Genomic DNA, 14,739 nt, shown 5'->3' on the forward strand with positions numbered 1-14,739 from the left:
ACGCAAATATTGACCTGACGATCACCACCAACTTTTCAGACCAGGAAGTTTTCCTGCCTTTTCGTTTTTATGAAGGCCTTGCCCGGACGTTCCATTATTACAAGAGTTACTTCCTCCATCTCCACCCGTTCCGCCAGCGCCACCGGGATTACCTGCCGGAGAAAATCCACCGGCTCCTCCAGCCCTGCAGCAACTGCCATCCGGACTGCCACCCTGTCCATTAATACCAAGCGAGCCATTAGCGCCATCTACGCCACCAACTCCATCAGCGCCCGTACCTGCATCACCGGCAATTACGTTACATCTTACAATATCATAATCCGAACAATTGATCATGTGTATCCCATATACCGACATCCCTGTCCCTGCCGGAGCATCCTGTACCTGTATGGTAAGGTCCTGCATCCGGAAGTTTGAAACCGTATTCAGTTCAAAAGCTGTGATGCGCAACGGTGGGGTTTCAGGATTTGTATTATCCCTGTAAATGATAGTAGGAGCAGCATTGCTTTTAATATCCCAGTTTGTAGGATCATACCCACCTTCAATGGTAGTCGTGTTGGTGATGGAAATTGACTGGGAGATGTTGTAGGTACCCTGCCGCATTTTAATGGTGCTGTTGTTACATTGTGCCAGGTACAGACCTGTCAACAGGTCAGCAGGATTAGTACGTGTGCCATTACCAAAAGGACCCGAACCAGGAATCACCCACACGATATTACATATCGCAGCAGCAGGGGGTGGGTTCATCGTTACAAGGGCATAAGCTGTATCTTTACATCCAAAAGTATTTGTAACCTCTACCGAATAAGTAGTGGTAGAACCAGGAGAAACAATGATAGAAGTGGTAGTTTCGGTTGTGCTCCATAAGTATCCGGTTCCTCCTGAGGCAGTCAGGGTAACCGATGAGCCGTTACATAATACCGGTTCATCCGGAGTTATTGATGCCGTGGGAGTTGGATTTACGTTAATGGTATAAAATTCATGTCTTATACATGTTCCGGTTGCTGATTCTAAAGTGTATGTCGTGGTGGTGGCCGGGCACACATTGATAACGGTGGTTGTTTCACCTGTATTCCAGAGAACAGTATCAACCGAGTCGCCAACGGCAGTTAAAGTAACACATTCACCGGCACATATAGAACTCTGTGAAGCTGTAATAGTTGGGGGTGATGGACCGGGATTTACATAAATGGCATAGGAAAATGTTTGCTGCCCAATGATCGGGCAGGCGTCGTCAGCTACGGTTACGGTTAATAATATAGGCGATGCTCCTGTAACATTTCCATCATCAGGGCTTAAGCAGAAAGTTGCGACAGGATTTGGGGTGCCTTGTCCTGCAACGGTAAAAACTGCCCCGGCAATGCCCAGGTATGAAGCAGTTAAAGTCAAATTATTGGCATCAGGGTCATTGGCGTAAATATTAAAACAGGAAGTTTGGCAGGCCGTGACAGTAATATTGTAAACGGAGGTACTATCCACACCCGTAAGAACCGGAAGCGTATTGGAACAAGTCAAAATAGTAATCTGCATGTCTCTGACAACACTTCCAATAAGCACTCCATTGCGGTATTCTTCAATTAATAGCGCAAATACCCCATCAAATGGTGTAGAAGGTGCATTGGGAGTAAAAGTAATATCTCCCGTTACCGGATCTACTGTAAAAGGTATGCTTACAGGAAGTGGAGCAGTGGCCGTATAGGGACCTAAAAAAGAAACAGGTGTTGATACACTCTGCATAGGAGACACTAATGAATAAACTAATGAATCCCCGTCCGGTTCATAAGCACCGTTATTGAAAGTATATGACTGCCCGTTGCATGCAAACGGAACAGGCAGGTTGCTGAATACAGGGGCAGTATTGCACGGTGCGTCAATGCTATTCAGCATGGCTGCAAAATAAGAACTTTGGGATGAGGGACCGTTTAAATTATCAATGGCGGCATTCCTGCAGCAGGTGCTCCACGCAAAGATCCAGTCACTGCAGACAAATGGCAATATAGTAATTCCCTGGTAGACGTATTCCTCAATGCCTTTATCTGGTCCCCCGCTGCATGAAGAAGTACCCCCACAAGTCGGATCAATTACAGTGGGAGTTCCCGGTATTTTATTTAATGTAAATGCCGTGCCATTGCCACAAGACGAAGTGGGTGTAATGCTCATGGAGCCGGGGGCGTTAATACCATCACAGTCTCTGTAAAATTTTACGGTTACTAAGTAAGTACGGGTTACCGGGTCTAGACACTCGTAGCTGATATCAGCGCCTACGGAATGGGATGCAAAGGTCTTTGAAGCCTCTAACATTAATAATGTCAGCATGACTATTTTGGATACGATAAGTAGCGTTTTCATTTTTATTTATTTTAGAATTATATGAAAAACCATGCTATAAAATGTAAGTTGTAATTCAGTTGTAATTCAGTTGTTATACGATTGTATAACCATTGTATAACCATTGTATGACCATCAAATTACTATTGAATTACTATTGAATTACTACGAGTGACAATATTGTTTAATTCAACAAAGCATAATAACCCTTATTTATGCAACGAAATACTAGCTCAAACTATGGTAAACAGGTATGCTACTTCGCCTCAAAGATATATCTTTTTTGTTAATATTGATAGTTTTTCAAAAGTTTTTTATATTATTATTTATTTTAAATGAACACAAAATAACTGTTAGCAGACATTATTTTATTGTAAATTCACCTGATTATAAATCACCAATAGGGCAAAGATGATACCCGGGATCCAGAAGATTAAAGTTAATAACAGATCTACCCAGAAATTTATTGTAAGACTATTTTCGTATAAATATACCGATAAGGGTGGTAATAAAAAAGCTAATATTACACATAAAATGAATTTATCATCGTATTCAGGCCCGCTTTCTCTCCTTGCAACTTTTATGAGAGTTTTAGCCTGTTTCTTAAACTTTTTCTTTTCTTGTTTAGATAATTCAGGATCCGGTCTATAAGTAATATTTGCATTCGCTTTCACATTTGGAATTGTGGTCTTAATAAATGCAGGAGTTGTAATATCTCGCTTTGAGTTTGTGGTTTCAGAGATTGGTTGAGACAAACTGACTTCCAGAATGGGTTTTTCTATTTTTTGTTTTACAGGATAATGGGCTCTAACACTAAGTTGTGATTGTTTATGAGTATTACAAGCAAAAAGACACATTAGCGCTAAAAATAATAGTGGGATACTAATTAGTGTTTTCATATTCAAAAATAAATTCATTGCAAGCATGATAGTTTTTATCTGTTACCAATGTCATTTCCCTGCCATCAGATCCATCGGATGGCTCCAACCCTCATATCAGCAGAGCTATCTGATGGTATCCACCCCGCCTTGTCATTGTCTATTATCATGGTCATCATCTCATCCCAAACTCTTTGCGTATCCTATCCACGTAGTCCAGCTTCTCCCAGGTAAATGTTTCCACCTTTTTAATTATTTCTTTACCATTGACGTTGAAAGTCAAAGTTTTCTTCTGCGGCTCTCTTCCCATATGGCCATAAGCTGCGGTTTCTGAGTATATGGGTTCTTTCAATTTCAGCCTTTTAATGATGGATGCCGGTTTGAGGTCAAAAATATTTTCTACTTTTTTAGCTATTTCACTGTCTGCGATATTAACTTTTGAAGTGCCAAAAGTATTGAGATACAGCCTCATTGGTTTTGCTACTCCAATAGCATAAGATACCTGCACTTCTATTTCGTCAGCAATTCCTGCAGCGACTAAATTTTTTGCAACATGCCTTACAGCATAAGCAGCAGAACGGTCAACTTTTGATGGGTCTTTTCCTGAAAAGGCGCCTCCACCGTGAGCGCCTTTGCCACCATAAGTGTCAACAATGATCTTACGTCCTGTTAATCCCGTGTCGCCATGCGGTCCGCCAATTACAAACTTACCGGTTGGATTGACGTGGTAAACAATATCATCAGCAAAAAATTTCTTAAATTTATCAGGTACTTTCGCTTTTACTCTTGGAATTAATATCTGTATAACATCAGATTTGATCTTTTTAAGCATTGCTTCTTCCTCGTCAAAGTCATCATGCTGGGTGGATACTACGATGGTCTCAATTTTTACCGGTTTATTATTATCATCATACTGAATCGTAACCTGGGATTTGGAATCTGGCCTTAGGTAGGTCATTTGCCTGCCTTCTTTTCTTATCGCAGCCAGTTCCTTTAGCAGGAGGTGGGAAAGCTCAATAGGCAGAGGCATATAATTATCTGTTTCGTTGGTAGCATATCCGAACATCATGCCCTGGTCACCAGCGCCTTGCTCTTTGTGCAAACCTTTTCCTTCAACCACGCCCTGGTTAATATCTTCGGATTGTTCGTGTATTGCAGAGATCACCCCGCATGAGTCAGCATCAAACTGGTAATCTGATTTGTTGTACCCAATCTTATTGATCACCTCTCTGGCTATTTTTTGTACATCCAGGTAGGCCGTGCTTTTTACCTCACCGCTAAGTACGGTCAGGCCGGTAGTCACCAATGTTTCGCAAGCCACTTTTGAATTTGGGTCCTGGGCAATAAAATTGTCTACTAAAGCATCAGATATCTGGTCAGCGATCTTGTCCGGATGGCCTTCTGAAACTGATTCGGAAGTGTATGAATAAGCCATATTAATTTACGATTTACGATTTACGATTTACGAATTATAATTTACGATTGTCGCAATTTATTCTTAAATTTTGTATTATTAAGTAAGGATCATGTTTTTAAAACTCCGAAAGATAAATTCTTTTTTTTAATAAGAAAAATTTGATACCATATAAAATTAATATGTTTGAGTCCCTTCTAAAAAGTAAAAAATTGAAAAGAAATCGTTTCTCGTCCCGCAATATGCGGGACAAAGTTCGCAAAGGATTGAATATCAATTAGTTAAGTATATAACTTTGCGCTCTTTGCGCCTTTGCGAGAACCAAAAACACTTTTTAGAGTGGACTCATGTTTGCAATATCTAAATTAAAGAATTAATTTTGTGAAAATAAGCTATTAAAAAGTTTGATTGATATATTCCCCCTCCCCCAAAATAAATACTTTAAATGCACTTATCCACTGACTACCTATCGCTTTTCATAGTCTGCGCCATTGCCTGGCTTGTGCCTATGTTAAGCTCACAATTGAAACTTGACAAAATACCTACGGTGGTTGTAGAAATAATTGCCGGCTTTATAATAGGCTCAAACGTGCTAAACATCCTGCCAGATGAACCTTATCTACCCTTTCTCAGCTTAACAGGATTTATCTTTTTGATGTTTTTAAGTGGACTTGAAATTGATGTAAACCAGATATTTTCAACATTCCCAAGAAGAAAAATTACCTATACCCGGTTTTTAAAAAATCCGCTATTAGTTGGGACTACAATATATATTGTAACCCTGGTTTTATCTGTTGCAGCTGCAAAATTGCTTTCAAATTTTGTGGAAATTACGAACATCTGGTATTTCGCCCTGATCATGTCCACTTCATCGGTAGGTATCATAGTGCCTGTGTTAAAAAATCGCGGAGAAATAGGGCAGCATTTCGGACAAATGATCATTTTGGCTGCTGCTGTAGCTGATATCCTGAGCATTTTATTTTTCACCTTTACTGCTTCCTATTTGAAAAACGGATTTCATTTTAAGCTATTTTTAATTTTTATCCTGATCGTAGTATTCTTTCTTTCCTGGAGGATTGGAAAATATTTGGTAAGGATTCTCCCCATCAAACGACTCCTGTATCAACTTGCCCATGCAGCTTCACAAATACGGGTAAGAGGGTCAATACTTTTGATATTGCTCTTTGTCATTGTCTCTCAAAAGATTGATGCAGAAGTGATATTGGGTGCATTTCTGGCAGGAATAATTTTGTCAATATTTACTTCAAAAGACAGATCAACACTTATGATCAAGTTAGATGGGATTGGCTATGGTTTTTTTATTCCTATCTTCTTTATCATGGTGGGAGCAAACCTTGACATAAGTTCTCTTAAATCATTTGACAATTCATTTTTATTCTTAGGATTATTCCTGTTGTCACTCTATTTGGTTAAAGTATTACCCGCTTTTATTTGGACCAGGTTATTTGGATTTAAGAGAACGCTTTCGGGTGGATTGCTCCTATCTTCAAGGTTGAGCCTGATCATAGCTGCTGCTCAAATTGGCTTGCATCTTAACGTAATAACCCCGGCAATCAATGCTTCTATCATTATTATGGCGGTACTTACCTGCTTCTTTTCACCTATCCTCTATTCACAAATGAACCGTGGTAGAAAATTTAAAAATTACCAGGCAATTATAATTGGAGGCAGTAGTGTAGGCGTTTTGCTGGCAAGAAGAATGAATATGCACGGATTCTCTACTCCTATCATTGATTCCAATAAAGAAAAAGTTAAAGAATTATTATCCGAGGGATTTTATGCCATTCTTGGAAACGGAGCCGACAGGCATATTTATGAAAACCTGGACCTGAAACCTGAAAATTATGTGGTAGTGATGACCGATTCGGATAAAAAAAATCAAAGTATTTGCCAGTTACTCCGTAATGATCTGCAGCATGAAAATGTTATTACAAAAGTTAAGAGCGATAAATTAGCCGGCCGCTTAAAAAATCTCAACATTGAGACTTTAGACACTACCCGCATCATGGCGTCTACTATTGAGAACCTGATACTCCGCCCCACCACCTACCATGCCCTGGTTGATAGCTTTGAAACACTCACGGTAGAAGAAATTATAATCACCAATAAAGAGATTGATGGCACACAGGTTAAAGACCTTGCTTTCCACACTGATGGGCAATTGATGCTTGTTAGAAAAAATGATGAAGTGCACATTCCTCATGGAGAAACGTACCTGCATTTAGGTGATATCGTAACTGTTTTTGGTAATGATGAGGCGCTGGAAGATTTTAGGGGGAAGTTTGGGTAAAACGCATGGCCCCGCCAACTGGCGGGGCATAGAGCCCCGCCACAGGCGGGGTAAACATGGTGCATAGCGAAGATCCAGACGCAGCCGGGGGAGCAACCACAGATTAAAAAAAAGTAAAAAGTAAAAAGTAAAAAGTAAAAAGTAAAAAGTAGTATGATTATATGATTAGGAGGCTTTGAAAAACCTGGCTGGAATTCATCGTCAGACCACTAAGCCTGGGTTTGGGGTTGGAAAGTGGTCAGACGAATAGGACCACTAAGCTTGGGTTAAACTTCGGAAATCCCCACCCCCGCAGGCCAGTTGAGATTTCCGAAGGTTAAGCGGAACTACAAGAATGTTTTTTAAAAGAATTATTATTTTTATGATTGTAGATATTTTTTCTTTTAAATTAAACTTAATACAACTTACTGTAATTGAACTACACGAAGCTTTTAAGTAAAAAGTAAAAAGTAAAAAATATGAAAAATCTAAATTCAATTACTTAAAATGAAAAAAACTGCCTCCATATTTTTACTTTTTACTTTTATTCGTGTAGTTCTTTACCCCTAAATCCCCTAAAGGGGACTTGCCTACCCTCAAGCCATTCCCAAGTACTCGGGATAGGAGAGCGTGGGAATTCCCCCTTTAGGGGGTTAGGGGGTAGCGAAGAAAATAAGAAAAACATAAAATTCACTTTAGCTCATGAAAAAAACCCTTTTATCAATTACACTGTGTCTTTTATACACAGCAAATGGTTTAGCTGACAATAAAATTGACAGCTTAAAACATGCCTTCAAAACCGCCAAAGCAGACACCACCAAAATAGTTACCCTCAACCGCCTCTCCGAAGCCCTCTGGCGCACCGGTGAATACGACCAGGCGCTTGACTATGCCAGCCAGGCCCTCAATAAAATTGTCATCGCGTTGCGAGCCAGGGGCAGCCAAGGGGATGGAGCGAAGCAACCCTACAAAACACAACCAGGTGGAGCGAAGCGATCTCCTCAAATGTTAGGTTGGCTCAAAAAAGCAAAAGCCAGCGCTTACCACAATATTGGTGCAATTTACTATCTGCAGGGCAATTACCCCAAAGCCCTTGACCATTTCACCCAGAGCTTAAAGCTCAAAAGGCAGCTCAACGATAAAGCCGGCATTGCCAGCGCTTACAACAATATCGCTGGCATTTACGCGAAGCAAGGCAATTACCCCAAAGCCCTTGACCATCACACCCGAAGCTTAAAGCTCAAAAGGCAGCTCAACGATAAAGCCGGCATTGCCAGCGCTTACAACAATATCGCTAACATTTACTATAAGCAGGGCAATTACCCCAAAGCCCTTGACCTTTACACCCGGAGCTTAAAGCTCTCGAGGCAGCTCAACGATAAAGCCGGCATTGCCCGCGCTTACAACAATATCGCTAACATTTACTATGAGCAGGGCAATTACCCCAAAGCCCTTGACCTTCACACCCGGAGCTTAAAGCTCTCAAGGCAGCTCAACGATAAAGACGGCATTGCCCTCGCTTACAACAATATCGCTGTCATTTACGATGAGCAGGGCAATTACCCCAAAGCCCTTGACCATTACACCCAGAGCTTAAAGCTCTCAAGGCAGCTCAACGATAAAGCCGGCATTGCCCGCGCTTACAGCAATATCGGTACACTTTACACTACGCTTCCCGATAGCGTGCCGGGCATCGGCCGTGATTCAACAGAGCGGCTCTATGAAAGAGCGATGGAATTGCAGCAAAAAAGCCTGAATATAATGAAAGAGATCGGAGCTGCTGGGCTGATGACTCATGCGCTGAATGCCATCGGGGCGCTTTATATGAAGGTTGTAAAGTTGGAAGGTTTGGAGGTTAGAAGGTTGGAAGGTTGGAAGATGGCAGTAAAGTACTATGAGCAATCGGCACAGATAGCAGACTCAATAGGAGCAAAGCCGCAACTGATAGAGGCGTTTGAAAAGTTGGCAGTATGCAGTTGGCAGTTGGCAAGTCAGATGACAGCCGGCAATTGGCAATCTGCAAACAAGAGAGCGGATTTGTTGGAAAAGGCTTACGAATATCATGTAAAGTATGCGAAGGTAAAAGAGGAGGTGTTTAACGAAGATAAGAGAAAAGAGATGGGCCGCCAGGAGATGGCGCATGAGTATGAGCTTGAAAAGATAGACCAGCAGCAAAAAGATAAAGAAGCAGCAGCAGCCAAAGCCACCAAAGACAATATGCAATACATCGCCATGGTCATCGGGGTCTTTGCCATGTTTACCGCAGTTTTCTTTCTTGCCAATATACTCATGCCAGACTGGCTGGTAAATCTTGTAAGCTGGATACCTTTTGTAATGTTGTTTGAGCTTACACTTGTGTATTCAGACCCGTATATAGAAGTCCTCACAGGTGGTCAGCCCTTTTATAAGTTTTTGTTCAATACGAGTATAGCGGTTATACTGTTTTTTGTGCAGCATTACTTCCAGAATAAGCTGAAGCAGCGGATGTACAGGATCAGGAAAATGAAAGTAAAAAGTAAAAAGTAAAAAGAAATCCGTATTATTTGGTAAAATTAATCATTCTGTGAATTTCCGAAGTTTGCTTGTTCCCAAGAAGTTACTTCGGAAATCCCCACCCCCGCAGGCCAGTTGAGATTTCCGAAGGTTAAGCGGAACTACACGAATAAATTTAATTCTCAAATTCCAAGTGAGAAAAACACATAATACAAAGGGAAAGCGCCTTCATTTTTACTTTTTACTTTTTACTTTTTACTTATTTCTTGGGACTTGGGGCTTTTTCTTGCCTCATCTGCGGAAAGAAGATCACATCCTGGATTGAGCTGGAATTGGTCATGATCATGGTCAGCCGGTCTATGCCTATGCCAAGGCCTGCGGTTGGGGGCATGCCGTATTCCAACGCTTTTAAAAAGTCTTCATCAAGCACCATTGCCTCTTCATCTCCTTTTCCGGCAAGCGCTGCCTGATGTTCGAATCGTTTGCGCTGATCTACCGGGTCGTTTAATTCAGAGAAAGCGTTGCACAGTTCTTTTCCATTGCATATTACTTCAAAACGCTCTACCAGCCCCTCTTTGCTCCTGTGCTTCTTTGCAAGGGGTGACATTTCAATAGGATAATCCATGATAAAGGTAGGCTGGATAATGTTTGGCTCGCATTTTCCACTAAAAATCTCATCTATAAGCTTACCCTTACCCATCGTATTATCAACATCAATGCCGAGTTTGTCTGCAGTTTTTTTAAGCCCGGCTTCATCCATAGCTGAAATATCTGTGCCCGTATAATGCTCAATGGCTTCAAACATGGTAAACCGCTTCCAGGGGCGCTCGAAATTTAAAGTGGCAGTAAGCCCGCGCTGTTCCTCGCTGCTGCCACCGCTGCTACTACTGCCACTGCCACCGCTACTCGGATTACCCCCCCGCTGTTCCCCGCTGCTGCCACCGCTGCTACTACTGCCACTGCCACCGCTGCTCGGATTACCAATCCGAGCTACACCATGAAGGTCTATCGCCACCTTTTCTACCATTTCTTCTACAAGATCCATCATCCACAAATAATCTTTATACGCTACATACAGTTCCATTTGCGTGAACTCCGGGTTATGGGATCTGTCCATTCCTTCGTTGCGGAAATCTTTGCCAAACTCATAGACACCGTCAAAGCCGCCTATAATGAGTCGTTTAAGATATAATTCGTTGGCAATGCGCAGGTATAAGGTCATATCTAATGTATTGTGGTGGGTTGTAAAAGGCCTTGCAGCAGCTCCACCATAAAGGGGCTGCAAAATGGGTGTTTCAACTTCAAGATAAGCTTTATCATTCAAAAATTCTCTTATTGAATTGATAAGCCTGGTTCTTTTCACAAATACATCCCGCACATCAGGATTGACAATAAGGTCCACATACCGCTGCCTGTACTTACTTTCAGGGTCGGTGAAAGCGTCATGAACTTTTGCTTCACCTTCCTGGTCAGTTGATTCTTTAATAATGGGCAAAGGCCTGAGCGACTTGCTCAGCACTGTTAATTCTTTCACATGAATTGTGACCTCCCCAACCTGTGTTGTAAATACAAAACCCCTGATGCCGACCAGGTCTCCTATGTCAAGTAATTTTTTAAATACGGTATTGTACAAGCTTTTATCTTCTCCCGGACACAACTCATCCCTTTTTAAGTAGATCTGTATCCTGCCAGTTGCATCCTGGATCTCAGCAAAAGAAGCCGACCCCATGACTCTTCTGCCCATAAGCCGTGCAGCGATGGAGACGTTGCGCATAGCGCCTGGCCCCGCCAGTTGGCGGGGCATAGCGTTTGGCTCAGGACCCCGCCAACTGGCGGGGCTACGCTCTATGCGCTTTACACTTTGCGCTAATATCTCTTCTATGGTTACATTTACCTGGTATGTCTCAGGCGGGTATGGGTTTATGCCCAGTTTTATCAATTCCTCAAGTTCTGCGCGTCTTCTTTGTTGTTGTTCAGTTAATTGCATGGTGACAAAGTAAAGAATATTTTTCTTTAATTTATTAATATTTTATTTATTAAAATTGTACTTTTGTGCAAAACTAAAGGAGACCTTTGAAAAATCTACCAAAACTTGTCACAAAGACACGAAGACACTAAGTTTCACAAAAAATTATTAGTGTACCTTTGAGACTTTGTGGCATAAAATTTTAGAAAATGAATAAAAACATAATCTTCAGGAACGTGCTCATTGCACTATTAGCGTCATCAGGGATGACCGCCTGTGTCACTTCCAAAAAATATGATGATCTGTTGGCAAGAAAAATCAAATTAGATGAAGGCCTGCAAGGTTGTCAATCTGAACTTGAATCTCTGAATGTTAGTAATCAAAAATACAAGGACGAGATCAAAGAATTAAAAGGAGATAACAAGACGTTGAAATTAGATAATATGATCCTTCAAAAAACGCAAATTCTCTATAACGAGCTGAATGATACTTATGAAAAATTACTCAGGAATCATAGCGCATTAGTGTCACACAATACTTCTGAAACCGCCCAACTTTCTAAAGATCTGACTGGCCGGGAACAGGAGCTCCTGGATAGTAAAAGACAGGTCACAGAGCTGGAACATGATTTAAAACTTCGGGAAGAAAGAGTAAACGAGCTTGAAAAGATGATTGCAGATAAGGAAAAAGCTGTTAAAAAATTAAAAGATAAAGTAACTGGTGCACTTTATGGTTTTAAGGATAGAGATCTGTCAATAGAGGTTAAGAATGGTAAAGTTTATGTTACGATGGCACAGAATTTAATGTTCAAATCAGGCAGCTACCAGGTAGATCGTAAAGGGGAGGATGCGCTTCGAAAATTAGCCAGGGTACTCAGAGATCAATATGACATAAACATTATGGTAGAAGGTCATACCGATGATGTAGCAATCTCAGCAGGGACTTCCTGTATGGTAGACAACTGGGATTTAAGTGCGCTCAGGGCAACTGCAATTGTAAGAATACTCGCCAGCGAGGGTATCAACGCCAAAAGGTTGATCTCAGCTGGTAGAGGAGAATATATGCCTGTAGCCACAGGCACCTCTTCGGAAGCAAGAAGAAAAAACAGGAGAACTGAGATCATACTCACGCCCAAGCTGGATGAATTGTTCCGGTTATTGGAAATGAATTAAAGCGCAGAGAGTATAGCCCCGAGTAGTCGGGGTTCAATGCTCTGCCCTCTGCCCCATATCTATTGGTCAACTTCTTATGCTATAAGCAAATCATTTTTAATTTCCGAACAATATTTTAACCACATATAAAAACTTCTGAACTTTATAGACATAGAAAGTGTTTATATCTTGATTTTTAGTTATTTTTGAGTACTATTATTTGCATAATTATTTAAAATTTACTATATATAAAAATTCTACCAAACACCCAGAACCGAATACCAAGAACCCAGTAACTGGAAATAAAATGAAAACGACAAAATATATATTGTCTTTCATCTCTATTGTTGTATTGTATTTACCTATAGCCAATGCTCAATCAAAATTCATCCCTGATAAATATCATTATGACAAGGAATATACTTATGGTTTGAATGTTAACACCAATGGTGGGATTCTTGGGGGATTTACGTTCAAATATGCTAAATTTATTAAACCGGCAAGATATCATTCACTCTCTGTTGAAATTGTGAGTGTTAAGCATCCTAAGGAATTGAAAGATCTGGCACAGGCTACAGGTAACACATATATTCCAAAAAAACAAAACTATTTTTTTGTCATCCGGCCACAGTATGGAAGAGAATTTATCTTATTTAAAAAAAATAAACGAGATGATATTCAGATAGATTTTATTTGCTCATTTGGACCAGCCATTGGAATATTGAAGCCATATTATGTATTATATGACCTGAATGAATGTGATACCTTATTTTGTGAAAACAATGTTCAAAGTGTAGCTTATGTACCTGATTCTAATTATTTAAAACAATATATACATGGCAGTGGCGGATTTTTTAATGGTTTTGATCAGTCTAAGTTTAAATTAGGCGCTAATTTAAAAATATCCTTTAGCGTAGAATTTAGCAGCTACAAAAATAAAGTCAGCGGTATTGAAGCAGGATTTTTGTTGGAAGCGTATCCCTTTGATGAAGCCATAATAATTATGGGACTTCCCAACGAGAATGAAACATTGGATATCAATAAAAATTTCTTTTCATCTGCCTTTATTACAATTTATTATGGGAAAAGATTTCAGGCGCCATTGCCGGACTAAACCCTACGAATTACGAATATTGACCCCTAAATCCCCCTAAAGGGGACTTGCCTGCCCCGGGCCACTACGAATGATCAATGACAAATGATCCCGAGTACCCGGGATCAAATAACAAATGACTAATAATTCTATAGCGATCTCTCCTGAAAAAGAAAACATCACACGGTGTAAACCCAATTGGTTAAGGGTCAAGCTCCCCATAGGAGAGGATTACAGAAAAGTAAGAAGCATCGTAGATCAATATAAGCTTCATACAATTTGTGAAAGCGGCAACTGTCCTAATATGGGTGAATGTTGGGGTGCAGGAACAGCTACATTTATGATCCTGGGAAATATATGCACGCGTAGTTGTTCTTTTTGTGCTGTCGCAACCGGCAAACCGACAGAATATGATGAAAATGAACCTAAAAGAATAGCAGAAGCGATCAAGCTAATGGGTGTAAAGCACTGCGTTATCACCTCAGTTAACAGAGATGAGCTCAAAGATAAGGGTGCTGAAATTTGGTATGAAACGGTCGTTGAGATCAAAAAAGCGTCTCCCCTAACCACTATAGAGACTCTTATCCCCGATGTACAAGCAAACTGGGATGCGCTGAACACCATGATATGTGCAGGGCAGGAAGTAGTGTCTCACAACATGGAGACAGTAAAAAGACTTTACCGAAGTGTTAGACCTCAAGCCGACTATGAAAGAAGCCTTGAACAGATTAAAAGAATCAAAGAATATGGAAAACGAACCAAATCAGGCATGATGCTGGGACTTGGCGAAACTGATGATGAGATCCTGGAAGCTATGGATGACTTAGTCGCCAATAGCTGTGATATACTGACGCTGGGTCAATATCTGCAACCAACTAAAATGCACCACCCCGTGATAGAATTTATACCTCCTGATAAATTTGACCGTTTAAGAGAAACAGGACTTCAAAAAGGCTTGAAATATGTTGAATCAGGCCCCTTAGTTAGATCTTCCTATCATGCTGAAAGGCATGTTTATGTATAATGAGTACAGCGCATAGAGCAGAGCCCCGCCAGCTGGCGGGGTTCAACGCTTTGGCCTTTATTCCTATGCACTGCACCATGCGCTATGCTCATTTACTATTAC

The 14,739-nt window shown here is 40.8% G+C and carries 9 protein-coding genes; 5 read left to right on the forward strand and 4 right to left on the reverse strand.

The window, feature by feature from the left end:
* Nucleotides 1-21 precede the first annotated feature (21 nt).
* From FVQ77_06205 to FVQ77_06215, 3 genes are all read right to left on the reverse strand, one after another.
* Nucleotides 22-2,349 (reverse strand): hypothetical protein, encoded by a 2,328-nt coding sequence (locus FVQ77_06205; protein ID MBW8049920.1) that lies wholly within the window; start codon nucleotides 2,347-2,349, stop codon nucleotides 22-24.
* 347 nt (nucleotides 2,350-2,696) lie between these two features.
* The gene (locus FVQ77_06210; GenBank protein ID MBW8049921.1) at nucleotides 2,697-3,185 is read right to left on the reverse strand and encodes a YqaE/Pmp3 family membrane protein; all 489 of its coding nucleotides are present in this window, start codon (nucleotides 3,183-3,185) and stop codon (nucleotides 2,697-2,699) included.
* 196 nt (nucleotides 3,186-3,381) lie between these two features.
* Nucleotides 3,382-4,641, reverse strand: a complete 1,260-nt coding sequence (locus tag FVQ77_06215) for a methionine adenosyltransferase (GenBank protein ID MBW8049922.1) — start codon at nucleotides 4,639-4,641, stop codon at nucleotides 3,382-3,384.
* A gap of 424 nt (nucleotides 4,642-5,065) precedes the next feature.
* On the opposite strand from FVQ77_06215, the gene FVQ77_06220 reads away from it, so the two are divergent.
* A complete protein-coding gene (locus tag FVQ77_06220) occupies nucleotides 5,066-6,931 on the forward strand; it encodes a hypothetical protein (protein ID MBW8049923.1) in 1,866 nt (621 codons plus the stop codon).
* A gap of 681 nt (nucleotides 6,932-7,612) precedes the next feature.
* Nucleotides 7,613-9,436 carry a tetratricopeptide repeat protein gene (locus FVQ77_06225; protein ID MBW8049924.1) on the forward strand — a complete coding sequence of 608 codons (1,824 nt, stop codon included), beginning with the start codon at nucleotides 7,613-7,615 and terminating at the stop codon, nucleotides 9,434-9,436.
* A 226-nt stretch (nucleotides 9,437-9,662) separates the two neighbouring features.
* Here the strand turns inward: FVQ77_06225 and lysS are convergent, their stop codons facing one another.
* Nucleotides 9,663-11,390 (reverse strand): lysine--tRNA ligase, encoded by a 1,728-nt coding sequence (gene lysS, locus FVQ77_06230; GenBank protein MBW8049925.1) that lies wholly within the window; start codon nucleotides 11,388-11,390, stop codon nucleotides 9,663-9,665.
* A 200-nt stretch (nucleotides 11,391-11,590) separates the two neighbouring features.
* Between lysS and FVQ77_06235 the strand changes: the two genes are divergently transcribed.
* The 3 genes from FVQ77_06235 (at nucleotide 11,591) to lipA (ending at nucleotide 14,637) form a co-directional block, all read left to right on the forward strand.
* Complete coding sequence (locus FVQ77_06235; protein MBW8049926.1) at nucleotides 11,591-12,541, forward strand: OmpA family protein; 951 nt, start codon at nucleotides 11,591-11,593, stop codon at nucleotides 12,539-12,541.
* A gap of 286 nt (nucleotides 12,542-12,827) precedes the next feature.
* Nucleotides 12,828-13,634 carry a hypothetical protein gene (locus tag FVQ77_06240; GenBank protein MBW8049927.1) on the forward strand — a complete coding sequence of 269 codons (807 nt, stop codon included), beginning with the start codon at nucleotides 12,828-12,830 and terminating at the stop codon, nucleotides 13,632-13,634.
* A gap of 115 nt (nucleotides 13,635-13,749) precedes the next feature.
* Nucleotides 13,750-14,637, forward strand: a complete 888-nt coding sequence (lipA, locus tag FVQ77_06245) for a lipoyl synthase (GenBank protein MBW8049928.1) — start codon at nucleotides 13,750-13,752, stop codon at nucleotides 14,635-14,637.
* Nucleotides 14,638-14,739 lie beyond the last annotated feature (102 nt).

The organism is Cytophagales bacterium (assembly GCA_019456305.1).
GTDB lineage: Bacteria > Bacteroidota > Bacteroidia > Cytophagales > VRUD01 > VRUD01.

Coding starts and splice junctions, on each gene's coding strand:
- FVQ77_06205 (MBW8049920.1), bottom strand. CDS start 2,349: ATGAAAACGCTACTTATCGTATCCAAAATAGTCATGCTGACATTATTA.
- FVQ77_06210 (MBW8049921.1), bottom strand. CDS start 3,185: ATGTGTCTTTTTGCTTGTAATACTCATAAACAATCACAACTTAGTGTT.
- FVQ77_06215 (MBW8049922.1), bottom strand. CDS start 4,641: ATGGCTTATTCATACACTTCCGAATCAGTTTCAGAAGGCCATCCGGAC.
- FVQ77_06220 (MBW8049923.1), top strand. CDS start 5,066: ATGCACTTATCCACTGACTACCTATCGCTTTTCATAGTCTGCGCCATT.
- FVQ77_06225 (MBW8049924.1), top strand. CDS start 7,613: ATGAAAAAAACCCTTTTATCAATTACACTGTGTCTTTTATACACAGCA.
- lysS (MBW8049925.1), bottom strand. CDS start 11,390: ATGCAATTAACTGAACAACAACAAAGAAGACGCGCAGAACTTGAGGAA.
- FVQ77_06240 (MBW8049927.1), top strand. CDS start 12,828: ATGAAAACGACAAAATATATATTGTCTTTCATCTCTATTGTTGTATTG.
- lipA (MBW8049928.1), top strand. CDS start 13,750: ATGACTAATAATTCTATAGCGATCTCTCCTGAAAAAGAAAACATCACA.